The sequence below is a fragment of the Streptosporangium sp. CA-135522 genome (genome assembly GCF_050949235.1).
Taxonomy (GTDB): Bacteria; Actinomycetota; Actinomycetes; order Streptosporangiales; family Streptosporangiaceae; genus Streptosporangium.
This window is the reverse complement of the sequence record NZ_CP192026.1, coordinates 3,231,158-3,255,922: the sequence shown is the minus strand read 5'-3', so window position 1 is coordinate 3,255,922 and position 24,765 is coordinate 3,231,158. Positions and strand designations below refer to the sequence as shown.

The 24,765-nt window shown below is 71.0% G+C and carries 26 protein-coding genes; 9 read left to right on the top strand and 17 right to left on the bottom strand.

All coding sequences use genetic code 11. From position 1 onward, the window contains the following. Positions 1-12: 12 nt before the first annotated feature. Positions 13-303, bottom strand: a complete 291-nt coding sequence (locus ACQPYK_RS15380; RefSeq protein ID WP_433255738.1) for a hypothetical protein — start codon at positions 301-303, stop codon at positions 13-15. A gap of 331 nt (positions 304-634) precedes the next feature. On the opposite strand from ACQPYK_RS15380, the gene ACQPYK_RS15375 reads away from it, so the two are divergent. Next, positions 635-2,035 carry a GH39 family glycosyl hydrolase gene (locus ACQPYK_RS15375; RefSeq protein WP_433255736.1) on the top strand — a complete coding sequence of 467 codons (1,401 nt, stop codon included), beginning with the start codon at positions 635-637 and terminating at the stop codon, positions 2,033-2,035. A gap of 137 nt (positions 2,036-2,172) precedes the next feature. Here the strand turns inward: ACQPYK_RS15375 and ACQPYK_RS15370 are convergent, their stop codons facing one another. The 3 genes from ACQPYK_RS15370 to ACQPYK_RS15360 form a co-directional block, all read right to left on the bottom strand. Then, positions 2,173-2,571, bottom strand: a complete 399-nt coding sequence (locus ACQPYK_RS15370; RefSeq protein WP_433255734.1) for a hypothetical protein — start codon at positions 2,569-2,571, stop codon at positions 2,173-2,175. Between the two features lie 300 nt (positions 2,572-2,871). Beyond that, positions 2,872-3,543 (bottom strand): response regulator, encoded by a 672-nt coding sequence (locus ACQPYK_RS15365; RefSeq protein ID WP_433255731.1) that lies wholly within the window; start codon positions 3,541-3,543, stop codon positions 2,872-2,874. Next, complete coding sequence (locus tag ACQPYK_RS15360) at positions 3,540-4,679, bottom strand: sensor histidine kinase (protein ID WP_433255729.1); 1,140 nt, start codon at positions 4,677-4,679, stop codon at positions 3,540-3,542. The genes ACQPYK_RS15365 and ACQPYK_RS15360 overlap by 4 nt, the downstream gene beginning before the upstream one ends. Positions 4,680-4,901: 222 nt before the next feature. On the opposite strand from ACQPYK_RS15360, the gene ACQPYK_RS15355 reads away from it, so the two are divergent. Next, positions 4,902-5,444 (top strand): anthrone oxygenase family protein, encoded by a 543-nt coding sequence (locus ACQPYK_RS15355; protein WP_433255726.1) that lies wholly within the window; start codon positions 4,902-4,904, stop codon positions 5,442-5,444. Positions 5,445-5,597: 153 nt separating this feature from the next. Further along, positions 5,598-6,872 (top strand): SGNH/GDSL hydrolase family protein, encoded by a 1,275-nt coding sequence (locus tag ACQPYK_RS15350; RefSeq protein WP_433255724.1) that lies wholly within the window; start codon positions 5,598-5,600, stop codon positions 6,870-6,872. A gap of 115 nt (positions 6,873-6,987) precedes the next feature. Here ACQPYK_RS15350 and hisF read toward each other — a convergent pair whose 3' ends face one another. The 9 genes from hisF to hisD all read right to left on the bottom strand — a co-directional run bounded on the left by hisF (position 6,988) and on the right by hisD (position 13,177). Further along, positions 6,988-7,758 (bottom strand): imidazole glycerol phosphate synthase subunit HisF, encoded by a 771-nt coding sequence (hisF, locus tag ACQPYK_RS15345; RefSeq protein WP_433255721.1) that lies wholly within the window; start codon positions 7,756-7,758, stop codon positions 6,988-6,990. A gap of 10 nt (positions 7,759-7,768) precedes the next feature. Beyond that, complete coding sequence (locus tag ACQPYK_RS15340; RefSeq protein ID WP_433255718.1) at positions 7,769-8,176, bottom strand: RidA family protein; 408 nt, start codon at positions 8,174-8,176, stop codon at positions 7,769-7,771. A gap of 10 nt (positions 8,177-8,186) precedes the next feature. Continuing rightward, positions 8,187-8,909: a bifunctional 1-(5-phosphoribosyl)-5-((5-phosphoribosylamino)methylideneamino)imidazole-4-carboxamide isomerase/phosphoribosylanthranilate isomerase PriA gene (gene priA / locus ACQPYK_RS15335; protein ID WP_433255715.1), complete on the bottom strand. Its 723-nt coding sequence runs from the start codon at positions 8,907-8,909 to the stop codon at positions 8,187-8,189. 4 nt (positions 8,910-8,913) lie between these two features. Further along, complete coding sequence (locus tag ACQPYK_RS15330) at positions 8,914-9,255, bottom strand: hypothetical protein (RefSeq protein WP_433255712.1); 342 nt, start codon at positions 9,253-9,255, stop codon at positions 8,914-8,916. A 43-nt stretch (positions 9,256-9,298) separates the two neighbouring features. Continuing rightward, positions 9,299-9,934 carry an imidazole glycerol phosphate synthase subunit HisH gene (hisH, locus tag ACQPYK_RS15325; protein ID WP_433258806.1) on the bottom strand — a complete coding sequence of 212 codons (636 nt, stop codon included), beginning with the start codon at positions 9,932-9,934 and terminating at the stop codon, positions 9,299-9,301. After that, on the bottom strand, positions 9,925-10,080 hold the full coding sequence (locus ACQPYK_RS15320; RefSeq protein WP_433255710.1) for a hypothetical protein: 156 nt from the start codon (positions 10,078-10,080) through the stop codon (positions 9,925-9,927). Before ACQPYK_RS15320 ends, hisH begins: the two co-directional genes overlap by 10 nt. Before the next feature lie 34 nt (positions 10,081-10,114). Beyond that, positions 10,115-10,735 carry an imidazoleglycerol-phosphate dehydratase HisB gene (gene hisB, locus ACQPYK_RS15315; RefSeq protein WP_433255708.1) on the bottom strand — a complete coding sequence of 207 codons (621 nt, stop codon included), beginning with the start codon at positions 10,733-10,735 and terminating at the stop codon, positions 10,115-10,117. After that, a complete protein-coding gene (locus ACQPYK_RS15310) occupies positions 10,732-11,802 on the bottom strand; it encodes a histidinol-phosphate transaminase (protein WP_433255705.1) in 1,071 nt (356 codons plus the stop codon). Before ACQPYK_RS15310 ends, hisB begins: the two co-directional genes overlap by 4 nt. Positions 11,803-11,869: 67 nt before the next feature. Next, the gene (hisD, locus tag ACQPYK_RS15305; protein WP_433255702.1) at positions 11,870-13,177 is read right to left on the bottom strand and encodes a histidinol dehydrogenase; all 1,308 of its coding nucleotides are present in this window, start codon (positions 13,175-13,177) and stop codon (positions 11,870-11,872) included. Between the two features lie 99 nt (positions 13,178-13,276). Here hisD and ybaK point away from each other — a divergent pair, with 99 nt between their 5' ends. Together ybaK and ACQPYK_RS15295 are read left to right on the top strand one after the other, a co-directional pair. After that, a complete protein-coding gene (ybaK, locus tag ACQPYK_RS15300) occupies positions 13,277-13,777 on the top strand; it encodes a Cys-tRNA(Pro) deacylase (RefSeq protein WP_433255696.1) in 501 nt (166 codons plus the stop codon). A gap of 94 nt (positions 13,778-13,871) precedes the next feature. After that, positions 13,872-15,263 (top strand): amidase, encoded by a 1,392-nt coding sequence (locus tag ACQPYK_RS15295; RefSeq protein WP_433255693.1) that lies wholly within the window; start codon positions 13,872-13,874, stop codon positions 15,261-15,263. On the opposite strand, the gene ACQPYK_RS15290 is transcribed toward ACQPYK_RS15295, so the two are convergent. Next, positions 15,250-15,798, bottom strand: coding sequence for a hypothetical protein (locus tag ACQPYK_RS15290; protein ID WP_433255691.1), 549 nt, complete (start codon positions 15,796-15,798; stop codon positions 15,250-15,252). The genes ACQPYK_RS15295 and ACQPYK_RS15290 overlap by 14 nt on opposite strands. 98 nt (positions 15,799-15,896) lie before the next feature. On the opposite strand from ACQPYK_RS15290, the gene murA reads away from it, so the two are divergent. After that, on the top strand, positions 15,897-17,213 hold the full coding sequence (gene murA, locus ACQPYK_RS15285; RefSeq protein ID WP_433255689.1) for a UDP-N-acetylglucosamine 1-carboxyvinyltransferase: 1,317 nt from the start codon (positions 15,897-15,899) through the stop codon (positions 17,211-17,213). A gap of 51 nt (positions 17,214-17,264) precedes the next feature. Continuing rightward, positions 17,265-19,529, top strand: coding sequence for a transglycosylase domain-containing protein (locus ACQPYK_RS15280; protein WP_433255686.1), 2,265 nt, complete (start codon positions 17,265-17,267; stop codon positions 19,527-19,529). 96 nt (positions 19,530-19,625) lie between these two features. Here ACQPYK_RS15280 and ACQPYK_RS15275 read toward each other — a convergent pair whose 3' ends face one another. Next, positions 19,626-20,498 (bottom strand): hypothetical protein, encoded by an 873-nt coding sequence (locus ACQPYK_RS15275; protein ID WP_433255683.1) that lies wholly within the window; start codon positions 20,496-20,498, stop codon positions 19,626-19,628. After that, on the bottom strand, positions 20,491-21,006 hold the full coding sequence (locus ACQPYK_RS15270; RefSeq protein WP_433255680.1) for a SigE family RNA polymerase sigma factor: 516 nt from the start codon (positions 21,004-21,006) through the stop codon (positions 20,491-20,493). The genes ACQPYK_RS15275 and ACQPYK_RS15270 overlap by 8 nt, the downstream gene beginning before the upstream one ends. 194 nt (positions 21,007-21,200) lie before the next feature. Between ACQPYK_RS15270 and ACQPYK_RS15265 the strand changes: the two genes are divergently transcribed. Together ACQPYK_RS15265 and ACQPYK_RS15260 are read left to right on the top strand one after the other, a co-directional pair. Then, positions 21,201-22,085: a CU044_5270 family protein gene (locus ACQPYK_RS15265; protein WP_433255677.1), complete on the top strand. Its 885-nt coding sequence runs from the start codon at positions 21,201-21,203 to the stop codon at positions 22,083-22,085. Positions 22,086-22,167: 82 nt separating this feature from the next. Further along, on the top strand, positions 22,168-23,463 hold the full coding sequence (locus tag ACQPYK_RS15260) for a glycosyltransferase family 4 protein (RefSeq protein WP_433255674.1): 1,296 nt from the start codon (positions 22,168-22,170) through the stop codon (positions 23,461-23,463). Between the two features lie 218 nt (positions 23,464-23,681). Here ACQPYK_RS15260 and ACQPYK_RS15255 read toward each other — a convergent pair whose 3' ends face one another. Next, on the bottom strand, positions 23,682-24,641 hold the full coding sequence (locus ACQPYK_RS15255; protein WP_433255672.1) for a TolB family protein: 960 nt from the start codon (positions 24,639-24,641) through the stop codon (positions 23,682-23,684). Positions 24,642-24,765: the final 124 nt, after the last annotated feature.

Below are 24,765 nucleotides of genomic sequence, written 5' to 3'. Positions count from 1 at the left end.
GCGGCGCGGCGTCTACTCGTCGTCCGCGTACCGGCGAACCTCACGTCGGCTCGCGTAGCGATCCTTACGGTTCTCGACCCTGCGGTACCACTGCCATTCCTTTCCGCAGGAACGGTTTCCGCAGTGCGAGCAACACGAGTGGACCAGCAGCAGGCAGTCATCCGACCAGCGGCACCCGGCGCGCTTGTCGTCCATCGGGCTGTCGGGCAGGTCGCAGACGCCGTCACGGTGGTCGTGCACCGGCCAGGGGTCGTGCTCGGCACGACGCACGCGCAGGGGTTTGGTCTTGTCAGTGCGGGACATGTCGTTCTCTCTGGAACCGCCGCCCGCGAGCCCGGACCGTCCGGGCGGGCGGCTAGGTTCGCGACCGCATCGCGCCCTCCTTCCGGGTGAGGCATGCCGGGCTCTCAGCTGAGACACGCCGAAGCCGGCCCCGTCACCGCAGACTCTAACCCGCAGGCCCCGGCCGGGCCACGGTCGATCCGTCGAGGTCGCCTCCGTCAAACGAAGACGTGCGAAGACACACGCCGTTAACGATCTTTGATTAACATGACGGCCGCTGCGGCACGATCATCCCGGAGAAAGCCGGACCGTGCCGCACCCCCTGTGGAAGCACCGATGTGGAAGGCCCCCGATGAATCGCAGAAGAACCTCCCGCCTGGCGGCGGTGACGGCTTTCCTGGCCGTCGCCGCCGGCATGTCCGCCCCGCCCGCCGGCGCGGCCGCCGCGAACGTCACCGTCGACTTCACCACCGTCGAGCGCCCGGTGTCGCCGCAGTCGTTCGGCTTGGACGTCACCGGATACGGTTACGGGCACTACGTCACCAATGACACCCGTGAGCAGGCCATGGTCCAGGGCCGTTTCGGCACGATGCGGATGGGGTTGAAATATGCCGTCCCACACGATCCCGCCAGCGCGATCGTGGCCAACGGGGCCGGCGCCGACACCGTCGTGACGGGTGACCAGTGGGTGTCGGCCATCAAGGCGCGCGGCGCCGAACCCGTGGTGATCGTCCCGGAGGACGCCGTCGACGCCGCCAACATGGTCAGGCATTTCAACACCGGGTCCGCGCCCAACAGGGTCACCCGGTGGATCGTCGGCAACGAGCCCGGCGACATCACCGCGTACGCCACGAGGTTCAACGCCGCCTACGACGCGATGAAGGCCGTCGACCCGGCCATCAAGGTCGGCGGGCCGGCGCTCGCCCACCCCGCCATGGGGGACATCCGGACCTTTCTCAAAACCAGCGGCACCCGGACCGACTTCGTCGACTTTCACAAGTACGGCGAGGGCCGCGAGCCCGGCAAACCGGGTGGCAAGCTCGTCTGTGACAGCCAGTTGCTCGCCGAGACCGTCGAGTGGGAGAACGACGTCAACCAGGTCCGCTCGATCATCCAGGAGGAGGCACCCGCACGCGCGGGCAAGATCGACATCCAGGTGGGAGAGATCAACTCTTCCTGGAGCGTCGACAACGACCCGCCCGAGCTTGCCCAGTGCGGCAACATCGGCACCGAGCCCTTCCAGTACCGCAACGCCGCCATCTGGTGGGCGGCCAGCGTCTGGGGCCACCTGCTGAAGGCGGGCGCCCAGGGCTTCGTGTACGGCGACAAAAACGGCGCCCTGGGCCTGCTGTACGACCAGCCCAACGACGAACGTCCGGCCTATGCCCGCAACGGGGCCGGACTCGACGAGCGCATGCCGATCTACCAGGGGGTGGGCTTCTTCACCGGCCAGCAGGACACCTCGCTGGCCCGGTTCGGCAGCTCCCTCGTGCGCGCCCAGACCACCCTCGCCGGCGTCGAGGTGTACGCCTCGGCCAACCCCAAGGTCGTCGTCCTGGTGAACAAGAGCACGACGCCGGTGACCGCCGTCGTCGGCGTCGGCACCGGGGTCACGAAGGCCGCAGCCGTCCAGAAGAGCGGCGGCACGGCCAGCTACCAGCTGCCCGCCTCGCTGGGCACGCTGCCCGTCTCCCAGGGCACCGTGACGGTGAGCCTGCCCGGTCCCTCGCTCACCCAGCTCGCCATCTCGTGATCACGTGATCACCTCCGGCGCGGGTCCGGGCCCACTTCCGGTCCGGGCCCGCGCCGGCCACGTCGGCGGACGGGGCCGTCACGGCCGGCACCTCCACGGCACACGGCGACGATCGCCGCACGACAGCCGCGGATCCGTCATTTCACACTGATCGTCGTCATCATCCCCCGAGCGCGGTGGTCGTCCACCGGGCACCACAGCTCGTATCTTCCCTTCCGCAGCACGACCGTGAGCCCTGTCGTCTTCCCGCCCGGGATGACGTCGGAGGTCGCGTCGACACCGGGCCCTCTGATCGACAGGCCGTGCGGAGCGGCCCCCACGTTCTTGAGCTCGAATGTGTAGGCCCCCGGGCTGAAGTCCTTCCTCGAGAGCGTGAGAGAGAACTCCGAGGCGGTCACCGTGACAGACGTGTCGCCTGTCCGAGCCTGGGGCGTTACCGCGGCGGTCGTCCCTCCGCAGACCGCCAGGGTCAGCGCGGCGGCGACGATCCCCCTCACCGGACGGGACGGGCCTCCGGAACGGATCACAGCGAACATGATCGCCATCCCTTCATCGTGGCATCGATGTCAGCCATGGCAGACGCCCTCTCGGTATTCCCGGACGCGCGCAAGGCCAGGCCCCCGAGATCCCCAGCAACGTGCAGACTGTTCACCACGACGGCTTCAACGGCCGGCCCCGGACGTCATGCCCTCCAGCGTACGGGGTGTCCGGCCTGGCGGAGGGTCTCCTTCACCTCGCCGACCTTGAGCTGGCCGAAGTGGAACGCCGGGGCCGCCAGGACCATGTCGGCTCCCGCCTCGACGGCCGGCGGGAAGTCCTCCGGGGCGTCGTCGAATCTATGCCGGCCGTGTGGGGTCGTCTGGGGTGACCAGGCCGGATTGGTAGGCGAAGACGACGAGTTGGGCGCGGTCTCGGGCCTGTAGCTTGGTCATGGCCCGGCTGACGTGGGTCTTGGCGGTGGTCGGGCTGATCACCATGTGGGCGGCTATCTCGTCGTTGGACAGACCATGCGCGACCAGCGCCGTCACCTCGCGCTCGCGGTTGGTGAGCGTGCTCAGTCCGGCGGGGAGTGCCGTGGGACGGCGGGCGACGAACTCGCCGATCAACCTGCGAGTGATGGCTGGTGCGAGTAGTGCGTCCCCGCGTGCCGCGACGCGGATCCCGTGCAGCAGGTCGGCCGGCTCGGTGTCCTTGACCAGGAATCCGGTCGCGCCCGCCCGTAGCCCGTCGAAGACGTACTCGTCCAGCCCGTAGTTGGTGAGGATCACCACGTGGACGTCACTCAGATCCGGGTCGGTGGCGATCTGCCGGGTTGCTTCGATACCGTTCATGACCGGCATCTGCACATCGATGAGCACGACATCGGGGACATGGTGGCGGGCGAGGGCGAGGCCCCGCTGGCCGTCGGCGGCCTCGCCGACCACCTCGATGTCGTCCTCGGCCTCCAGCAGGGCGCGAAATCCCGCGCGGATGAGTGCCTGGTCATCGACCAGCAATACGCGGATCACGACAGCTTCTCCACGGGGAGTTCGGCGCGGACGGTGAAGCCGCCTTCCGGGCGGGCTGCGGCGCGCAGCCGGCCGCCGAGAGCGATGACGCGCTCGCGCATACCGGTCAGCCCGATGCCAGGTGCCGGGCTCGCGCCTGGGCTGGCGTGACCGTCGTCGTCCACCTGCACCACCAGCTCACCGGCGCCGTAGCCGATGCGCACCGATGCCGACGCCGGGCCGGCATGCCGGGTGATGTTGGTAAGCGCCTCCTGAACGATCCGGTAGGCGGCGCTGTCGACGGCGACGGGCAGCGCCCGGCGCCGGCCGCTGATCGTGACGGTGGTGGGAAGGCCGGTGGAACGGGCCCGCTCCACCAGCTCATCGAGCCGATCGAGCCCGCTGCCCGGCAGTTCGCCGCCGGAGTAACGCAGCACTTCCAAGGTGGCGCGCAGCTCGCGCATCGCGTCGCCGCTGGCTTCCTGAATGGCCAGCAGCACGGCCGGCGCCTCCTGTCCGCGCTTGCGGGCGAGGTGGACGGCCACCCCCGCCTGCACCTTGATGATCGAGATGCTGTGGGTGAGCGAGTCGTGCAGTTCCCTGGCGATCCGCAGCCGTTCCTCCCCGGCCCGCCGCAGCGCTGCCTCCTCCCGGGTGCGCTCGGCTTCGGCGGCTCGTTGCTCGGCCTGTTGGAGGTAGGCCCGCCGGTGCTTGCTGACCGTTCCGGCGATCCCTGCGGCGAGGAACCAGCCGAGCAGCAGGACCGTGCGATCAATGAGGTCCTGGACGGGCTGCTCGGCGAAGCCGGCCAAGCTGACCGCCAGGGTGCCGCCCAGGAAAGCGGCACCGGCGGCCACCATGGGCAGCCGTTGGCCCGCTCTGACGGTGGCGAAGATCGTGATCAGCACGGGGAAGGCGGCCGGTGGCCCCGGGTTCGCCCGCACCGTGTAGAGCACCATGCAGGCTGTGGCGATGGCCAGGGCCGCCACCGGAGCCCTGCGCCACGCGACGAGCGCGAGCGAGCCGACCAGGATGGCCAGGTAGTCCAGGAGCCGCGTATCAGGGGCGGACAGCGCGCCGACCACCAGCAGGACGGCGACCGACACCGCGAGCAGCACATCCATCGCGAGCGGGTGCCATCCGAGCCTAAACCTCATCCCTGCACAGTAGAACCCATTCGGAACGCCCTACTCCGCATCTGGTCGGATCCTGCGCTACTCCCAGCGTGGTAGTTCCCGCCATGTCCGCGTTCCCCGATGTAGCCGAAGGAGTCATCCCGGGTACGACGACCGCCGGCGGCCATGAAGGCGACGATCTCAACCTGAATCCGCTCATGGAAGGACCGAGATGACGCACCGCGTCTCCGCCGGACCGCCGCGATGGAGGGACACGGATTGAGAAAACGATCTGTATCAGGAGATCTCACCGTGCTGGTTCGACCTGTCAAAGCATTTGCACTTTTGTCCACAGGCCTGCTCGCCGGCGCATTCGGCTATGGCGCCGTGAACGTCGCCTACGCGTTCCGGGTCGTTCCCCTCGACGTGCGCTTCACGTTCCATACGGCGCTGATGCAGGTGAACGGCCTCGTGATGCAGACGACGATGGCGTTGGCGATGCTCAGTTCGTTCGTACTCGCCGTCATGACGCGCGCCGTCCCGCGGCTCCTCGCCGCGGGCGCGGGCGCCCTGGTCTTGACCTCGTTCCTGGTCACCCGGTTCGGCAACGTCCCCATCAACGGCCAGATCAAACAGTGGGCCGTCACTTCGGCCCCAACCGGTTACGCGGCGATTCTGCAACGGTGGGAGACATTCCACATCGTGCGGACCGTCACCGCGTTCACCGCGTTCCTCCTCATCGTCCTTGTCGCTGTCGTCGGCGGCCGGTTCAAGAAGCCCGGCGTCGCCCCGGTAACCGCCGAATGACGGACGCCCGCGCCGCTCCGCACGGGATCTCACCCGCTGTCCGCGGTTCATCCGGAGAGAGATGACCTCCGGAAGATCCCGCCGCCGTCCTGAACCGTCACCACACCACCGCGCATGTGTTCGCGCATGCGGGCAATCGTTTGGAGAGCAACAATGCATGCCGTACCGCGACGGCTGTCACCCGTATTGGCCCTCACGCTCGCCACGCTGCTGGCAGGCTCCGGGACGGCGTCCGCAGTGACCTCGGCGCCGGCCACCGCCGCGACCGCGCACGGCTGGGTCGCCACCTGGACCGCCTCGCCACACCGCCCGAGCGCGAGCTTCACCCCGAACTGGTCCGAACAGGGCTTCGCGAATCAGACGATCCGCCAAGTGGTCCGCGTCAGCACCGGCGGCGCGTTGATCCGGATCCGGCTGTCGAACGCCTACGGCACCACCCCGTTGAAGGTCACCGGTGCCACCGTCGCCCGCACTGTGAACGGCGCCGCCGTCCGGCCCAGGTCGTTGCGGCACCTCACCGTCAACCAGGCACGGGCGTTCACCGTCCCGGCCGGTGCCGAGCTCGCCAGCGACCCGATGCCACTGCCGCTGACCGCCCTGGATTCCGTGACGGTCACGCTCTACGTCGCCGCACCGACCGGCCCGGCGACCTACCACGCCCAGGCCATGGCGATCAGCTACCGCGCCGACGGTGACCACCGGGCCGACAGCGGCGCCGAGGCGTTCACCGAGACCTCGCCGTCCTGGTACTACCTGAGCGGGGTAGACGTCATCGGCGGCACGTCGCGCCGCGCCGGCGTGGTCGCCTTCGGTGACTCCATCACCGATGGCTACGGCTCCAGGCCGGGCGCTGACAACCGCTACCCCGATGAGCTGGCCGAGCGCCTGGCCGCCATGGGCCGGCCACGCGCCGTGCTGAACCAGGGCATCGGCGGCAACCGGGTAACGGTCGACTCCGCGTGCCTCGGCGACAAGGCGACGTCCCGCTTCCGGCGCGACGTCCTCGGCCAGCCCGGTGTGGGCACGGTCATCATCCTGGAGGGCATCAACGACATAGGCATGAGCGAGGCTCCCACCCCGATCGGCGCGCCGCCCACCGACGTCTCCGCCAAGGAGATCATCGCGGGGCACCGCGATCTGATCCGGCAGGCCCGCGCCAAAGGCCTGCGGGTCATCGGCGCCACACTGCCACCGATGAAGGGATCGCGGTACTACACCGTGCGCAGCGAGGCCAAGCGGGATGAGGTCAACACCTGGATCCGCGCCTCGGGCGAGTACGACGAGGTGGTCGACTTCGACCGCGAGCTCGCCTCACCGTCCGACGAGGACCGGCTCGACCCCGCCTATGACGTCGGCGACCACCTGCACCCCAACGACGCCGGCTACCGCGCGATGGCTCACGCCGTCGACCCCGCCGACCTCGACTGATCCAGCCCCGGCACGTGAAGGTGCGGACGTCGCGGCGTCCGTGCCCTCGCGCGCGGAACCTCGGTCACCGGCCGCCGTAAGGGACCCGCTCAAAGCCTTCCGGACGCCGCGATCGTCAGCGCACCGGGTGACCCGCCGCGCGTAGCGTGTCCTTCACCTCGCCGATCTTGAGCTGGCCGAAGTGGAACACCGACGCGGCCAGCACCGCGTCCGCCCCCGCCTCGACCGCGGGCGGGAAGTCCGCCAGCGCCCCGGCGCCGCCGCTGGCGATGACCGGGACGGAGACGACGGCCCGGACCGCGCGGATCATCTCCAGGTCGTAACCGTCACGGGTCCCGTCGCCGTCCATGGAGTTGAGCAGGATCTCACCCGCCCCCAGCTCCTCACCACGGCGGGCCCACTCGACCGCGTCGATGCCGGTGCCCCGGCGGCCACCGTGGGTGGTCACCTCGAAGCCGGACGGGGTCGGCGGGCCGTCCACCACCCGGCGGGCGTCCACCGACAGCACGATGCACTGCGCGCCGTAGCGCCGCGACGCCTCGGTCAGCAACTCCGGCCGGGCGATCGCCGCGGTGTTCAGCCCCACCTTGTCCGCGCCCGCGCGCAGCAGCTTGTCGACGTCCTCGACCGAGCGCACTCCCCCGCCGACGGTCAGCGGGATGAACACCTGCTCGGCGGTCCGCCTGACCATGTCGTACGTCGTCGACCGGTCGGAGCTGGAGGCCGTGATGTCGAGGAACGTCAGCTCGTCGGCCCCTTCCGCGTCATAGCGGCGGGCCAGCTCGACGGGATCTCCGGCGTCGCGGAGATTTTCGAAGTTGACACCCTTGACGACCCGCCCGGCGTCCACGTCCAGGCAGGGGATCACTCGCACCGCGACAGTCATCTACAGCTCCTCACTCACGGTATGCCTCGACTTCGGCCTCCACCAGCATGCGCGGGTCGATCAGGCCCGCCACCCGGACCCCGGTGCAGGTCGGGCGGATCTCGCCGAACAACTCGGCGTGCGCGCGGCCCACCTCGTCGTAATGCTCGTCGTCGACCACGAAGTAACGGACCCGTACCACGTCGCGGCGGGACAGGCCGGCCTTCTCGATGGCGTCCAGCGCGACGCCGAAGGCGGTCAGCGACTGCCGGTAGGCGTCGCCGACGTGCTGGACCTCACCATCGACGGTAGCGGTGCAGCCTGAGACGATCACCCATGGCCCCGCCACGACCGCGCGGGCATAGCCGTACCTCTCCTCCCAGATGCCACCGCTGAAGACCCGGGTGCCCGAGCGGTGGCTCACCGCGTCCTTTCCCACGTGCGGCAACTTAGGAGCTCACCGCGGCCAGGGCGTCTTCGAGGGTGAAGGCCTGGGCGTAGAGGGCCTTGCCGACGATCGCGCCCTCGACGCCGATCGGGACGAGCGCGGCCAGGGCCCGCAGGTCGTCCAGGGAGGACACCCCGCCGCTGGCGACCACCGGCCTGTCGGTGCGGGCGCAGAACTCACGGAGCAGGTCGAGGTTAGGACCGCGCAGGGTGCCGTCCTTGGTGACGTCGGTGACGACGTAGCGGGGGCAGCCGTCGGCCTCCAGGCGTTCGAGCACCTCCCACAGGTCACCGCCCTCCTTGGTCCAGCCACGGGCGGCGAGGGTGGTGCCGCGGACGTCGAGACCGATGGCGATCCTGTCGCCGTACTCCGCGATGATCTTGGAGCACCAGGCGGGGTTCTCCAGGGCGGCGGTGCCGATGTTCACCCGGCGGCAGCCGGTGGCCAGCGCGGCCTCCAGGGAGGCGTCGTCACGGATGCCGCCGGACATCTCGACCTTGATGTCGAGCGCGGCCACGACGGAGGCGAGCAGTTCGCGGTTGGAACCGCGGCCGAAGGCGGCGTCGAGGTCGACCAGGTGGATCCACTCGGCGCCGGACTCCTGCCAGGCGAGCGCCGCGGAGAGGGGGTCGCCATAGGAGGTCTCGGTGCCTGCCGCACCCTGGACCAGGCGGACCGCCTGGCCGTCGGCGACGTCCACGGCGGGCAGCAACTCTAGCGACATCTGATCAGGACCTCCGGTCGAAAACGAGGGTGACGAAAAGCGGCACGAAGAGCACCGAGAGAACGAACACGCCCAGCCGTGTGGTCCACGAGGACCACAGCAGCCAGGCGATGGCCTGGACGATGAAGAACAGCACGGCCACGAGGCCGTTCTGCGCGCGGCGGCGGCGAGCCATGATGCCGCCCTGGACGGCGATCCGGACGGGCCTGCCGGGCAGGAGCGCGGTGATCCGGCCGACGCACTCGCGCCGCCGGGCCAGCCTCGCCTCCCGCTCGGCGTGCAGGGCCGCCTGGCGTGCCTGTTCGGCTTCCCGCTCGGCCCTGCGCCTGGCCCGCTCCTTGCTCACCGGCGGTCCGTCCCGCGGCTCGTCCGGTGATGCGCCCGGCGGTTCATTTGACGGTGCCGAGCCAGTTGGTGAGCAGCTGGGCTCCGGCGTCGCCCGACTTCTCCGGGTGGAACTGGGTCGCCATGAGCGGCCCGTTCTCCACCGCCGCCACGAACGGGACACCGTGCTCGGACCAGGTGACCAGCGGATCGGTGAACCCCGGCCCGGCCTGAAGCTCCCAGTTTCGTACGCCGTAGGAGTGGACGAAGTAGAAGCGCGTGCTCGGGTCGATGCCGTCGAACAACACGGTGCCCTCGGGCGCCTTGACCGTGTTCCAGCCCATGTGGGGCAGGACCGGCGCGTCGAGGCGCTCGACCGTGCCGGGCCACTCGCCGCAGCCCTCGGTAGTGACGCCGTGCTCGACGCCCACGCCGAACAGGATCTGCATGCCGACGCAGATGCCCAGGACCGGCCGCCCGGCGGACAGGCGCCGGTCGATGATGCGGTCGCCGCGTACGGCGCGCAGCCCGGACATGCAGGCGGCGAACGCGCCGACGCCCGGCACGACGAGGCCGTCGGCCTCCATCGCCTCCGTGTAGTCGGAGGTCACCGTGACATTCGCCCCGACCCGGGCCAGGGCGCGCTCCGCGGAGCGGAGGTTGCCGGATCCATAGTCCAGAACGGTTATGTTCACCACCAGAGCACCGCCGCGGTAGTCGCCAGGGCCGCGAGGGCCGCCAGCAGCAGCGCGCCCTTCTTCAGGCCTTGCTTGTAGAAGGAGATGATCCCGCCGACCAGGAACAACGCGATGAAGGCCATGGCGACGGCCGTCCAGTTGTCGCTCATCGGCCTCCTTCCCCGCCGGCCGTACGGTCCCGGCTCACAGCACGCCCTTGGTGCTCGGCACACCGGTGGCGCGCGGATCGCGCTCGGACGCCTCGCGCAGCGCCCGGGCCAGGGCCTTGAACTGGGCCTCGACGATGTGGTGGGCATTGCGGCCGTAGGGGACGTGGACGTGCAGGCAGATGGCGGCCTGGGCGACGAACGACTCCAGGATGTGCCGGGTCATCGTGGTGTCGTACTCCGCGCCGATCATCGGCGCCATCCCCGCGGGCTCGGTGTGCACCAGGTACGGGCGGCCGGACAGATCGACCGTGACCTGGGCGAGTGCCTCGTCCAGCGGGCAGGACGCGCTGCCGAACCTACGGATGCCCGACTTGTCACCCAGCGCCTCGCGGAACGCGGCCCCCAGGGCGAGCGAGGTGTCCTCGATCGTGTGGTGGGAGTCGATGTGCAGGTCGCCCTCGGTCTTGACGATCAGGTCGAACAGGCCGTGCTTGCCGAGCTGGTTCAGCATGTGGTCGTAGAACCCCACGCCCGTGGACACCTCGACGTTCCCGGTGCCGTCGAGGTCGACCTCGACCAGCACCGAGGTCTCCTTGGTGACACGCTCGACACGTCCGACGCGCTTGGCGGACTCGTCTCCGGCGAGACTGCTCACAGGGTTCCCTCCAGGGCGGCCCGGAAGGCCGCCATCTCCTCGGTCGTTCCGATCGAAACTCTCAGCCACTCGGGCGGTCCCACCTCGCGGATCAGCACCCCGCGGTCGAGGACGGCCCGCCAGACCGCGTGCCTGTCCGCGAAGCGGCCGAACAGCACGAAGTTGGCGTCGGAGTCGGCGACCGCCAGTCCCTTGCCACGCAGCCACTCCACCGTGGCGTCCCGCTCGGCCCGTAGCCTGTCGACGGTGCCGAGCAGCTCCTCCCGGTGGGCGAGCGCGACACGCGCGGCCGTCTGGGTGAGCGTCGACAGGTGGTACGGCAGCCGGACCAGCAGCAGCGCCTCGATCACCGCCGGGTTGGCGGCGAGGTAGCCGAGCCTGGTGCCCGCCATGGCGAACGCCTTGGACATGGTCCGCGTGACGATGAGCCGGGGGTTGTCCGGCAGCAGGGTCAGCGCGGACGGGGTGCCGGTGCGGGCGAACTCGAAGTAGGCCTCGTCCACGACGACCATGCCGGGTGCGGCCTCGACGATCCGGGCGATCACGGCCGGGTCGAGCGCGGTGCCGGTGGGGTTGTTGGGCGAGGTCAGGAACACGATGTCCGGCTGGTGCTCCTCGATCGCGGCGACGGCCTTGTCCGGGTCGATCCCGAAGTCGTCCTCGCGCGCCCCGGAGATCCACTCGGTCGAGGCGCCGGTGGTGATGATCGGGTGCATGGAGTAGGACGGCTCGAAACCGAGCGCGGTGCGGCCGTGGCCGCCGAAGGCCTGCAGGATCTGCTGGAGCACCTCGTTGGAGCCGTTGGCCGCCCAGACCTGCTCGACGGCCAGGCCGTGGCCCAGGTAGGCGGCCAGGTCTCGGCGCAGGGCGACGGCGTCGCGGTCGGGGTAGCGGTTGAGCCCGGCCGCGCCGTGCCGTACGGCCTCGGCGAGGTCGGCGACCAGGGACGCGGAGGGACCGTAGGGGTTCTCGTTGGTGTTGAGCCGGACCGGGACGTCGATCTGGGGGGCGCCGTAGGGCGACCGTCCCCGGAGATCGTCCCGGATCGGCAGATCCTCAAGGCTCACGAGGACACCTCCCGGTCGAGGCGGGCACGGGCGGGCGCGCTCCCGGTGAACACGGGCCGGGAGGTCCTCACGAGGGCACCTCCCAGTCGAACCTCGCGCGGACGGCCGCACCGTGCGCCGGGAGGTCCTCGGCGTCGGCGAGGACGCACACGTGGGCGGCGGCGCCGGCGAGGGCCTCGCGGGTGTAGTCGACGACGTGGATGCCGCGCAGGAAGGTCTGCACCGACAGTCCGGAGGAGTGGCAGGCGCAGCCGCCGGTGGGCAGCACGTGGTTGGACCCGGCGAGGTAGTCGCCGAGCGAGACGGGAGCGTAGGTGCCGACGAAGATGGCTCCGGCGTTGCGGACCCGCGCGGCCAGCGCGGGCGCGTCGGCGGTGTGGATCTCCAGGTGCTCGGCGGCGTAGGCGTCGACGACGCGCAGCCCGGCCTCCATGTCGTCGACGAGGAGGATGCCGGACTGGCGGCCGGACAGCGCCTCGGTGACGCGCTCGCCGTGTTTGGTGGCGGCGACCTGCCGGGGCAGCTCGCGCTCGACGGCGTCGGCCAGCTCGACGGAGTCGGTGACGAGGACGGCTGCGGCGATCGTGTCGTGCTCGGCCTGGCTGATCAGGTCGGCGGCCACGTGCACGGGGTCGGCCGTGGAGTCGGCGAGGATGGCGATCTCGGTCGGCCCGGCTTCGGAGTCGATGCCGATGCGGCCCTTGAGCAGCCGCTTGGCGGCGGCGACCCAGATGTTGCCGGGACCGGTGACCATGGTGGCGCGCGGGCACTCCTCGGTGCCGTAGGCGAACATCGCCACGGCCTGGGCTCCGCCGACGGCGTAGACCTCCTCCACACCGAGCATGGCGCACGCGGCCAGGATGGCCGGGTGCGGCAGCCCGCCGAACTCCTTCTGCGCGGGAGAGGTGACCGCCAGGGAGGGCACCCCGGCCTCCTGCGCGGGCACGACGTTCATGACCACGCTGGAGGGGTAGACCGCGCGGCCGCCGGGGACGTAGAGGCCCACGCGCTCGACGGGGACCCACCGTTCGGTGACGGTGCCGCCGGGCACGACCTGGGTGGTGACGTCGGTGCGCCGCTGGTCGCGGTGGACGAGCCGGGCACGGCGGATCGACTCCTCCAGCGCCGCCCGGACCCTGGGGTCGAGCTCCTCCAGCGCCCCGGTGATCGCCTCGGCGGGGACCCGGGTGGAGGAGAGCTCGACGCCGTCGAATCTCGCGGTCAGCTCCCGCACCGCCTCGACGCCGCGATGATGCACGTCCTCGCAGATCAGCCGCACCTTCTCCAGGGCGGCTTCGACGTCGAGCTCGGCACGGGGCAGCACGTCGCGCAGGTCCTCGGGGAGGGTTCCGCGCAGGTCGGTACGGGAAATCACCCATCTAGTCTACGGAGGTCCGGCGCCCGGTCTCGTTCCGTCCACCATCCGGACATGCCCTTTACAAAGTAGATTTTAATCAACCACTAAGCTTGCCCCGTGAGCAAGAGCAGGAGCAAGGGCGGCCAGGGGACGCCGGCGACGGTGGCGCTGACCCAGGCCGAGGTGGACTTCACCCTCCATCCCTACGAGCACGACGCCGCCGCCCAGGCCTACGGCGAGGAGGCCGCCGACGCGCTGGGCGTGCCGTACGAGCAGATCTTCAAGACGCTCGTGGCCGAGGTGGAGGGCGGGCTGGCCGTCGCCGTGGTGCCGGTGGCGGGCAAGCTGGACCTGAAGGCCTTCGCGGCGGCGCTCAGGAGCAAGCGGGCGGCGATGGCCGACGCGGCCAAGGTCGAGCGGGTCACCGGCTACGTGGTGGGCGGGATCAGCCCGCTGGGGCAGCGCAAGCGGCTGCCGACGGTGATCGACGCCTCGGCGCTCGACTTCCCCACGATCTACTTCTCGGCCGGCCGTCGCGGGCTGCAGATCGAGACCGCCCCCTCGGAGCTGGTACGGCTGACCCAGGCCGTCACCGCGCCCATCGGCAAGGCGGGCTAGTCCCCCCGGCCTCCGCGTTGTCGAAGGTTGCCGAGGCGCCCGGACGGCGTCTTCGGCGAGACTCGGCGCAGGCCGCACCTGATCGGGGGAGCAGATGTTTTACCTGACCGCTATCGAGATGCTCGAACTGCTGCGCACCCGGCAGGTGAGCGCGGCCGAGTTGATGCAGGCGCATCTGCGCCGGATCGAGGAGGTCAACCCGCGCGTCAACGCGATCGTCACCCTGGTGGCCGAGCGCGCCCTGCGGGAGGCCCGGGAGGCCGACGAGGACCTGGCCAGGGGTCGTCTGCGCGGGCCGCTGCACGGCCTGCCGGTCGCGCACAAGGACCTGGCCGACACCGCCGGGATCCGCACCACGTACGGCTCGCCGCTCTTCGCCGACCACGTCCCCGGCGCCGACTCCCTGATCGTGCGGCGGATGCGCGAGGCCGGGGCGATCACGGTCGGCAAGACCAACACCCCGGAGTTCGGCACCGGCTCGCACACCGTCAACGAGCTGTTCGGCGCCACCCGCAACCCCTACGACCTGTCGAGGTCGGCGGGCGGCAGCAGCGGCGGGGCCGCGGCGGCGCTGGCGAGCGGGATGGTGGCCCTGGCCGACGGCTCCGACATGGGCGGCTCGCTGCGCAACCCGGCCTCCTTCTGCAACGTGGTGGGCCTGCGGCCGACCCCGGGGCGGGTGCCGTCGCCGTCGCCGACGGCGGCGTGGTTCACCCTCGGCGTGCCGGGTCCGATGGCCCGCACCGTGGAGGACCTGGCGTTGCTGATGAGCGTGGTGTCGGGTTTCGACGCGGCCTCTCCCCTGTCGGTCGCCGAGAGCGGCGCGATCTTCACCGAGCCGCTGGAGCTGGACCTGACCGGGTTGCGCGTCGCGTGGAGCCCCGACCTGGGCGGGCTGCCGGTGGACGCCGAGACGACGAGGGTCACCGCCGCCGCCCCCGCCGTGCTCGCGGAGCTGGGCGCATGGGTGGAGCGGGTGGAGCTGGACCTGTCGGACGCCGAGGACGCGTTCCGGATCTACCGGGCGTGGTACTACGCGCTGTCCTACGGCGACCTGCCGCAGGACCGGCTCGGGGACAACGTGCGCTGGAACGTCGAGCAGGGACGCGCGGTGACCGGGGCGGACCTGGCCCGGGCGGAGCGGCTGCGCAGCGGCCTCTACCGGCGGATGGCCGCCTTCTTCGACGCCTACGACTTCCTGATCACGCCGGTCAGCCAGGTGCCGCCGTTCCCGGTGGACGCGCCGTACGTCTCGGAGATCAACGGGCAGGCGCTCCCGGACTACCTGGCGTGGATGCGCTCCGCCTACTGGATCAGCGTGCTGCACTCCCCCGCGGCGTCCGTGCCGTGCGGGTTCACCGCGGACGGGCTGCCGGTGGGCGTGCAGATCGTCGGGCGTCCCTTCGCCGACCTGCGGGTGCTGCGGCTGGCCCGCGCGTTCGAGCGGGCCACCGGGCACGGCGCGCGCAGGCCTAGCTGCCGCTGATGTCGTAGGTCGACAGCGGCCCGTAGGGGTCCTGTCCGCCGAACGGGCGGCGCAGCGGCGAGTCGCGGTATCCCGCGATGCCCTCCAGGGCGAAGAACAGCCCGACGGCGAGCATCGGCCAGGCGCACATCACCCCGTGGGCGGTCAGGCCCAGCGGGCCGGGGATCAGGGTCATCGACGTCCCGGCGGCGGTGACGCTCTGCGCGCCGAGGTTGACCGCCCGGCCGACCACCAGCGTGAGATATCCGCCGAGCAGGCCGCCCGCGGTCAGGCCGAGCACCATCGCCAGCGGGCGTCCCCGGCGCGACAGGCTGTAGCCGACGGCGCCGCAGGCCAGCCCGAGCGCGCCGGTCACGACGGCGAACCAGCCGTCGGCCGCGATGAGCGTCTGGGTGGAGGGATCTGCCAGCAGCGCGCCCTGTTTGGTCATGACGTACGGCGGGCGCGGCGCGAGAAGGGACCACAGGACACCGCCGGCCACTCCCAGAAGGCCGAGCACCAGCACCGTGACGGCGAAGTCGCGCGCATGCCGCAATGTGTTTCCCCTCACCCTCTGTACGGATGTGCCCGATGTTACCGACCACGCGGCCCGTGCTCCCCGAGACTCGGGTGGATTCCCGTTACTCTGTCCAGGTGAACGAAGAGGTATGGCTGATCGAGCCCTCCGGGCCGTTGCGCGGCGACGTCGAGGTGCGCGGCTCCAAGAACGGCGTCTCCAAGCACATGGTCGCCGCGATGCTGGGCACCGGCGAGAGCACGATTCACAACGCCCCCGACGTGGGCGAGGTCGCGATCACCGCGCAGATGCTGAGGGCACTCGGCATCGACGTGGAGATCACGCCCCGGGAGATCAGGATCGCGCAGGGCCCGCAGATCAACCCGCACGTGCCCGCGGCGTTCACCGGCCTCAACCGGATTCCCATCCTGATGCTCGGCCCGCTGCTGCACCTGGCGGGCGAGGCGTTCGTGCCACTGGTGGGCGGCGACCCGATCGGGCGCCGGCCCGTCGACTTCCACGTCGAGGCGCTGCGCGCCATGGGCGCCGAGGTCGAGGTGAGCGACACCGGCGTCTACGCCAAGGCCAAGCGGCTGCGCGGGACCCGGCTCGAGCTGCCCTACCCGAGCGTGGGCGCGACCGAGACGATCCTGATGTCGGCGGTGCTCGCCGAGGGCAAGACCGTCCTCAAGGGCGCGGCCATGGAGCCGGAGGTGGTGGAGCTCGCCCTGTTCCTGCAGCGTATGGGCGCGCGCATCGAGCTCAGCCCGGACCGGCGCATCGTGATCGAGGGCGTGGAGCGGCTGCGCGGCGCCTCCACCTGGCTCAACGGCGACCGGATCGAAGCCTTCTCGTATCTCGCGGCCGGCCTGATCACCGGCGGCGAGGTGCGGGTGCACGGCTGCCCGCAGGACCGGCTGGTCACCGCGATCACCACTCTGGCCCGGATGGGCGCCGAGATGGACATCACCGACGACTACGTCTCGGCGTCGGCGCCGGACGGGCTGCGGGCGGCGGCGGTGCAGACCGACACGCATCCGGGGTTCATGACCGACTGGCAGACGCCGCTGATGGTGCTGTTCACCCAGGCCCAGGGCATGTCGGTGCTGCACGAGACGGTGTTCGAGAACCGGCTGGTCTACGTGCCCGCCCTGCAGCGGATGGGCTGCGAGATCGAGGTCTTCGACGTGTGCCTCGGCGGCCCGGCCTGCCGCTACCACGACACCAACGCCAAGCACTCGGCGGTCGTGCGAGGCGTGTCGAAGCTGCGCGGCGCCGACGTGACGCTGCCCGACATCCGGGCCGGATTCTCCGCCGTGCTCGCGGCCGCGGCCGCCGAGGGCACCTCCACGCTGCGCGGGGTGCACCACATCGAGCGGGGCTATCACCGCCCCTTCGAGCAGTTCGCCTCGCTGGGCCTGAAGATCAGTCGAGAAGAGGCTCCTCCGGAGTAAAGTTTTCCGCCCGGACGTTTGCAGCTGATCATCCGGTGCACCTTACTATGTGTGACTTCGCGACGACACGAGGTGAGACGCGGCCCTGTCGTGTGCCTGCGCGGGCTGGTGGCCTGCGGCGTGCTCGGCGGGGTGCTGGCGGCGGCGGCGGCCCTGCCGATGGTGGGCAGCGTCGGGATCACCGCGAACAACGTCGCGCGCACCCTGACCGTCCTGCCCGCCGGCCCGCGTGAGGATCCGCTTCCGCAGCGCACGGTGCTGCTGGACAAGAACGGCAAGCAGTTCGCCCAGTTCTACACCGAGAACCGGACGATCGTGCCCCTCGGCGAGGTGGCCCCGATCATGCAGCGAGCGATCGTGGCGATCGAGGACTCCAGGTTCTACGAGCACGCCGGCCTGGACATCAAGGGGACGCTGCGGGCGCTGGTGACCAACACCCAGGCCGGCGGCGTACGGCAGGGCGGATCCTCACTCACCCAGCAGCTCGTGAAGAACATCCTGGTCGAGAACGCCCAGACCAGCGCCGAACGCGCCCAGGCCAGGGCGCCCAGCCTCAAGCGGAAGATCACCGAGCTGCGGTACGCGCTGGCGATGGAGAAGAAGTACACCAAGGCCGAGATCCTGGAGCGCTACCTCAACATCGCCTACTTCGGCGCGGGGGCGTTCGGGATCGAGGCCGCCGCCCAGCGGTTCTTCTCGGTCCCGGCCGCGCGGCTGTCCCTGCGGCAGGCCGCGACGCTGGCCGGCGCGGTGCGCACGCCGTACGCGACGGACCCGTCGCTGGGCGGCCAGCGCCGCGCGCGGCTGCGGGAGCGCCGAGACACCGTGCTGGACCGGATGGCCCAGGTGGGCGACATCACCCAGGCCGAGGCCGACACGACCAAGAGGGCTCCCCTGGGCATCCGGCTGAAGCCGGAGCCCGGCGGCTGCGCGGAGAGCGCCTACCCCTACTTCTGCATCTACGTGCACAAGGAACTGCTGACCAACCCGGTGTTCGGCAACACCCGCGCCGAGCGGGAACGCCGCCTGGCCAGGGGCGGAATCGTGCTGCGCACCACCGTGGACCCGGTCGCCCAGCGGGCGGCGCAGCGGGCCATCTCCGCCCGGGTCGACGCCGACGACACCGAGGTCGCGGCCGAGGCCATGATCGAGCCGGGCACCGGGCGGATCCGTGCGATGGCGGCGAGCAAGAAGTACGGCCGCAACGCCGGAAACAGCGACAACGGCCCGCGGACCACCTACAACCTGCCCGCCGACGTGGCGCACGGCGGCGGCATGGGCTTCCAGGCCGGCTCCACGTTCAAGGCGTTCACCCTGGCCACCGCGCTGGGCAGGGGCTGGCGGTTCGACCAGGGCTTCATGACACCCGGCCGGTTCGAGCCCGACTCCGGTTTCGTCGACTGCCGGGGCCGCAAGGTCAACGACCCTCGCGCCGAGGTCTTCAACGCCAGCGGCGAGGGCAAAGGCGGCCCGTACAGCATCTCCACCGGCACCTGGCAGTCGGTGAACATCTTCTACATGATGCTGGAGCGGCGCGTGGGCCTGTGCCCGGTGGTCAGGACCGCGAAGGCCCTCGGCATCGCCCGCGCGGACGGCACGCCGCTGCGCGAGGTCCCGACCTTCACCCTCGGCGTCAACGAGATGGACCCGGTGACGGTGGCGGGGGCGTTCGCCGCGCTCGGCGCCCGGGGCCGCTACTGCCGGCCGATGGCCATCGCCGACATCGTCAAGCGGGACGGCAGGCGTGTCGAGGTGCCGCCGAGCTGCGAGCAGGCGATCGACCGTGAGGTGGCCGACGCGGTCAACCACGTCCTGTCGGGGGTGTTCACCAAGGGCACCATGAAAGGCCAGAGCATCGACCGCGACGCGGCGGGCAAGACCGGCACCAACAACGGCTACACCTCCGCCTGGTTCGCCGGATACACCCCGGACCTGGCCGCCGCGGTCAGCATGGGCGACATCCGCGGCTCCTACCGCTACCCGCTGAGCGACGTGCGGATCGGCGGCGAATACTACGGTCAGGTCCAGGGCGCCTCCCTGCCCGGCCCGATCTGGGTGGCGTCGATGTCGGCCGCCCTGGAGGAGGTCCGGCCGTCCTCCTTCCATCACCCGGACATGGGGCGTTTCGGCGGCGGCTTCACCCCCGGCATGGAAAAGGACGACAAGGGCGAGGAGGGCGAGCTCCGCGCCACCGGGCCGCGCGGGGGCTGGGAGCACGCGGCCGGGCAGCGCACGGGCGGCCGCCGCGACCGTGCCCACCGCCCCCACCGGGGGTGGCAGGACGGGTGGAACCGGTGGCGCCCCCGCCGTCGCTGAGCCGGTGCCGAGCGGGTCCGATCCCGGCCGGAAGCTCGGGAGACCTCCCGCGGGTTCCGGCCGCGGCCGAGCCCTCGGAGGCGACCTCCGGAAAGCTCAGCCGCCGGAGGCGGGCGCCCGGGTGGTCGTGCCCGGGTCTCCTCCGTCGGGGACGGGCGCTTCGGTGGTCGTGCCCGAGCCTCCGTCGTCATCGGCGGGCGCTTCGGCGGTCCTCTCCGATCCCCCGTCGTCGGAGGTGAGCTCCAGGGCGATCTTCCTCAGCTCGCGCTCGACCGCCTTGCGGGTGTGCAGCTTCTTGGCGAAGACCGGGCTGAACATGATCTCGGCCATCCGGTCGGGTCCCATGTCGAGGAACATCGTGGGGGTGCCCTTGCCGCCGTCCTCGCCGACCCACTGGGTGACCAGGTAGCCGGTCCGGCCGCCGATGGTCACCTCCTCGCCTTCGGACTCGTCGCGGTAGGACCGCACGCGGTCGCGGGACCTTTGGGCGGACTGATCCTCGTAGACGAAGATCTGGACGCAGTAGAAGCCGTTCTTGTCGCCGTCGTAGTTCCACGCGGTCGTGTACTCGTCGCCGCTGTCGATCGACCAGTTCGACCACCGTAGGCCGTCGGGCAGGTATCCCACCTTGACGTGCCCGAAGGCCTTTCCGTCGCCGAGATCCCCGAAGTCGCGGGTCGGCGACGGGGTGGGCAGCGGGGGCGGCTCGAAGGGCTGCGGCACGGCGTGGTCGGTGGTGTCGGGTGACGCCGTCGCGGCCGGCCCCCCGGCCGTGGGCCCGGAGGCGAGGGTCAGCCCGGTGGGGACCGTGATCCCCGCGACGGCCACCGCGGCGACCATCGCGACATACCTCGTCCGCACCGTCTTCCTGCGGCGCGAGGACCGGACGACCCGGTCCACCAGGTCGGGTGCGGCGCGCAGCCGCGCCGTCTCCTCAGCCATGATCTGACGGAGGTCGTCCTCAAGCATGGACATTCCTGATCAGCCCTTCCACTGATTCGGCGCCGATCGCCGACCGGAGTTTGGTGAGCGCCTTCGACGCCTGGCTCTTCACGGTGCCCGCCGAGCAACCGAGGATCTCCGCGGTCTGCGTCTCGCTGAGGTCCTCCCAGTAGCGCAGGACGACCACCGCGCGCTGCCGGGGAGGCAGGGCACGCAGGGCGTCCATGAGCACGCGGCGCAGGTCGACGTCGGACTCCCGGGCCGGCAGTTCCGGCGGGGCGTGCGTCGGGACGATCCGCAGGATCGCCCGGCGCCGGGCGCGGCTGATGGCGGTGTTGACGATGACGCGGCGGACGTAGGGCTCGGGGTCGTCGTAGCGCACCCGGTCCCATTTCCGGTAGGTGCGCTCCAACGCCGTCTGTAGCAGGTCCTCCGCGTCCCGTTCGTCGCCGCAGGCGAGGTAGGCGACCCGCAGCAGGCTGGTGCCGCGCGCGGCGACGAACCCGGCGAACCCATCGTCATCCGGGCCGCTCACGCCTGTTCATCCAGTTTCATGCCCTCTAATACGCCCGGATCCGACGAACCGTTGCCCGTATCCGCCAAACTCCGTGATTTCCCGAAATAACGGATTTGGCAGGCAACGTTTCGGACAGCCCGGGCGTATTAGGGGGCATGCGATCTGATCATCTGAAGGACCGGAAGACACGCCCAGCCACGCCGATCCGCTGGTTGACCGCGATCGGGACCGGCCTGGCCGCGGTCGGCGCCGTCGCGCTGCCGGGTCCCTCGCCCGCACCGGCGCTCCGGCTCGCGGCCGCCGCCCAGACGACGGCGGTCCCGGCGGAGGGCGCCTACTGGCATACCAGGACCCTCTGGAAGGGCACCTCCCAGCAGGCGGGGCGGGGAAAGAACCGCTACCGGCTGGAGAAGCAGGAGCTCCTGGAGCGCTGGACCTCACCCGACGGCAGAACATGGAGCGGGTATCGGGAGTTCGGCCTACGCCCACGGAGCGCGGCGGACGAGGCGGCGTGGCGCCGCGACGGGTCCCCGTCCATCAAGCCGAACAAGAGCTGGCTCGTTCCCGGCAAGGACCAGAAGGGCGACCCCGTGCTCGGTTTCTACGTGGTCGACCGACTGCTGTCGTACGAGCAGGTCCGGGCGCTGCCCACCGACCCGGCCGGACTGAAGGCCTGGGTCGACAAGGCGTCGCGGGATCCGAACTCCGGCGTTTCCGACGACACCCGCGATATCTACATCAGGGGAACGCTGGTCTCCATGCTGTCCGAGGTTCCGGTGAAGGAGGTCCGTGCCGCGGCGTACGAGGCGCTGCCGACGATGCCCGGCGTTCGTTCCCTGGGGAAGGACGAGGACCCGCGGGGCAGGACCGGTCAGGGCTTTCTCATCGACCATCAGCAGGGCTCCGGCAAGTGGCAGCAGAAGCACACGATCACCGGCACCACTCGGCTGATCGTCGACACCGGCACGATGACACCGCTGGCCTTCGACACGAAGACCACGATGGACGGCGAGCCGTTCCCCACCGAGTCCTCCACCACGATCACGCTCCAGGCCGGCTGGACCGACGACAAGCCGGCGGTGCCCGCCCTCCCGTAAAGGGCTTCCGCGTTCCCGGGACCGGGGGAGGTCCCGCGAGCGCGTCATGGGACGGAAAACCATTCGAACGGGGAACCTTCAATTGACGGGGAAGATTCGAGGGCCGGTCACGCGTGCGGCGCTGTGGTCACTGAAGAGGCTCAACGACAGGCGGGCGCGGCGGGCGCCCGCGCCGGACACCGGGACGGTCCGGATCGTGCTGCATCACGCCTACGGGATGGGCGGCACCATCCGGACCGTGCTGAACCTCGCGGGATACCTGGCGCGTGAGCGGGACGTGGAGATCATCAGCGTCGTCCGCACGGCCGAGGAGCCGTTCCTGCCCATCCCGCCGGGCGTGCGGGTGTCGTTCCTGGACGACAGGATCACGGCGCGGAGCCCGGCGGCCCGGCTACTGTCGCGCTTCGCCAGCAGGCTCGTACCCGAGCAGGAGAACATCCACCACACCGTCTCGCTCTGGACCGACCTGCGCCTGATCCGCCGCCTGCGCGCCATGCGCGGCGGCGTCCTGATCACCACGCGTCCGGCCTACAACCTGGCCGCCGCGCTGTTCGCACCCCCCGAGGTGATCACCATCGGGCAGGAGCACGTCTCTCTCCAGGTCCACAGGCCGCAGATGCGACGGCTCATCAAGAGGCGGTACGGCAGGCTCGACGCGTTCGTCACCCTCACCGAGGCCGACCTGGCGCAGTACGCCGGGCTGCTGAAGGCCGACGCCCCCCGGCAGCTGTTGCGCATCCCCAATGCCGTGCCTCGGCTGGCCGGGGACCTCTCGCATCTGGACGAGAGGGTCGTGGTCGCCATCGGCCGGCTGGTGCACGCCAAGGGCTTCGACCGCCTGGTCACGGCCTGGCGGCAGGTTGCGGCGGCGCACCCGAACTGGATCCTGCGCATCTTCGGCGGCGGCACGCCGGAGCGGGAGCAGCGGCTGCGCGAACAGATCGAGGAGGCCGGGCTGACCGACGGGGTGTTCCTGATGGGCAGCAGCCAGGAGATCGGCGTGGAGCTCGCCAAGTCGTCGATCTACGTGGTCAGCTCGCGGTACGAGGGCTTCGGCATGACCATCCTGGAGGCGATGAGCAAGGGGGTGCCGGTGGTCGGTTTCGACTGCCCGCACGGCCCCCGCGAGATCATCGCCCACGAGCACGACGGCCTGCTGATCCCTGCCGGGGACACCGACGCTCTCGCCGGCGGCATCCGCCGCCTGATCGAGGATGAGGAGCTCCGCCGCACGCTGGGCGGCAACGCGCTGCGCACCGCAGCCCGCTACGACCTCGACACCGTCGGCGCCCGGTGGGACGCCCTCCTGGCCGACCTGGCCGGCCTGCGCGGCCGTCCTGATCCCCGGCACTGCTCGCTGGGCACCCCGGCGCGCTGATCTCCTGATCCACCAGGTCGCCGCACGCCCTACGGCGTGCGGCGACTCGTCCGCCCTGACCGCCGTCGCCGTGGTCGGTGGCTCGACTCCGGCCGCGGGGGCCTGGAGCCGGGCCCCGGCACGCGGGGGACGCGGGGCACGCGGGGGATGCAGGGGATGCGGGGGACGCGGGGGACGCGGTCACGGCGGAACATCCGCGCGCCCGCCGGCGCCGACCGTCACCGGACGGCCACCGGCGAGGAGGCTCCGCGCACCAGCCGGGCCGGGGCGCCGGAGCCGTCGGCGGGCACCGACCAGACGTCCCCGCCCCTGGCGTAGGCCACGGTGCGCTCGTCGAGCCATACCGCCTGGTCGTCGACGCTGGCGGGCTCGGCCAGCGGCGTCTCCCGCATGGTGGCCAGGTCCAGCAGGTGCAGCCGCCACATCCGGTCGGGGTCGGCGGAGACGCGCTTTTTGAATACCAGACGAGTCCCGTCGGGCGACAGCGACGGGCACTCGGCGTTCTCGCGGAGCGCGCGCGCCTGCCACCTGCCGTAGTCGCCCTCGACGAGGTAGGTCTTGCCCGCGGTGCCCACGGTCGCGTAGAACCGGTTGTCGTCGGCGGCGAAGGTGACACCCCAGTAGTTGACGTCGGCGGCGTGGTAGCGGCGGCCGTTCAGGGTCAGCGGGATGTCCTCGATGTTGGTCACCGCGTAGCCGCTTCGAGTGTCGAGGATGCCGGTCCAGGTGGAGAAACCACCCTCGCTGTAGGAGTCGCCGGTGACGAACACCGTCCACGACGCCATCCGGCCGCTCTGCGACATCCTGGCCCGGTTCGGGATGCCGGCCAGCTTGATCCGGCGCGTCTCCCGCATCGACCGGTCGAGGATCACGGCGTGCGTGGTGACCACCGGTCCCGGCTGGGCGACCAGGCAGATCGAGGTGCCGGCCGCGGTGGAGAACCGGTCGCAGGCCAGGCCGCCGACCGCGGGCGCGGCGGAGGCGTCCCCCAGCGGCACGGCCGCGACCCGGCCGCCCGCCGTACGGAACATCAGCTGCCCGGGACGGGGCGCGCCGTCCCCGGCCGCCTGGGCGGGGCCGGGGTCGCGGCGCGCGGCCCAGGCCGCGTAGCCGACGGCCGTCCCGCCGAGGACGGCGACGGCCATGAGAAAGACCAACAGGCGCCGGACGCGGGTCACGAACACCTCCTCACCGGCCGGGCACCGGCCGTATCCGTCGTCAAGGGATTCACGAACGCCCGCACGTCATCGGTCCCGCGCACCACCAGGGGATTCACGAACGCCCGCACGTCGTCGGTCCGGC

Excerpts from the sequence above, each read along its gene's own strand:
- priA (WP_433255715.1), bottom strand. The coding sequence starts at position 8,909 with ATGTCGCTAGAGTTGCTGCCCGCCGTGGACGTCGCCGACGGCCAGGCG.
- ACQPYK_RS15320 (WP_433255710.1), bottom strand. The coding sequence starts at position 10,080 with ATGAGCGACAACTGGACGGCCGTCGCCATGGCCTTCATCGCGTTGTTC.
- hisF (WP_433255721.1), bottom strand. The coding sequence starts at position 7,758 with ATGACTGTCGCGGTGCGAGTGATCCCCTGCCTGGACGTGGACGCCGGG.
- ACQPYK_RS15360 (WP_433255729.1), bottom strand. The coding sequence starts at position 4,679 with ATGAGGTTTAGGCTCGGATGGCACCCGCTCGCGATGGATGTGCTGCTC.
- ACQPYK_RS15370 (WP_433255734.1), bottom strand. The coding sequence starts at position 2,571 with ATGTTCGCTGTGATCCGTTCCGGAGGCCCGTCCCGTCCGGTGAGGGGG.
- ACQPYK_RS15275 (WP_433255683.1), bottom strand. The coding sequence starts at position 20,498 with ATGCTTGAGGACGACCTCCGTCAGATCATGGCTGAGGAGACGGCGCGG.
- ACQPYK_RS15380 (WP_433255738.1), bottom strand. The coding sequence starts at position 303 with ATGTCCCGCACTGACAAGACCAAACCCCTGCGCGTGCGTCGTGCCGAG.
- ACQPYK_RS15355 (WP_433255726.1), top strand. The coding sequence starts at position 4,902 with ATGGAGGGACACGGATTGAGAAAACGATCTGTATCAGGAGATCTCACC.
- ACQPYK_RS15295 (WP_433255693.1), top strand. The coding sequence starts at position 13,872 with ATGTTTTACCTGACCGCTATCGAGATGCTCGAACTGCTGCGCACCCGG.
- ACQPYK_RS15350 (WP_433255724.1), top strand. The coding sequence starts at position 5,598 with ATGCATGCCGTACCGCGACGGCTGTCACCCGTATTGGCCCTCACGCTC.
- ACQPYK_RS15375 (WP_433255736.1), top strand. The coding sequence starts at position 635 with ATGAATCGCAGAAGAACCTCCCGCCTGGCGGCGGTGACGGCTTTCCTG.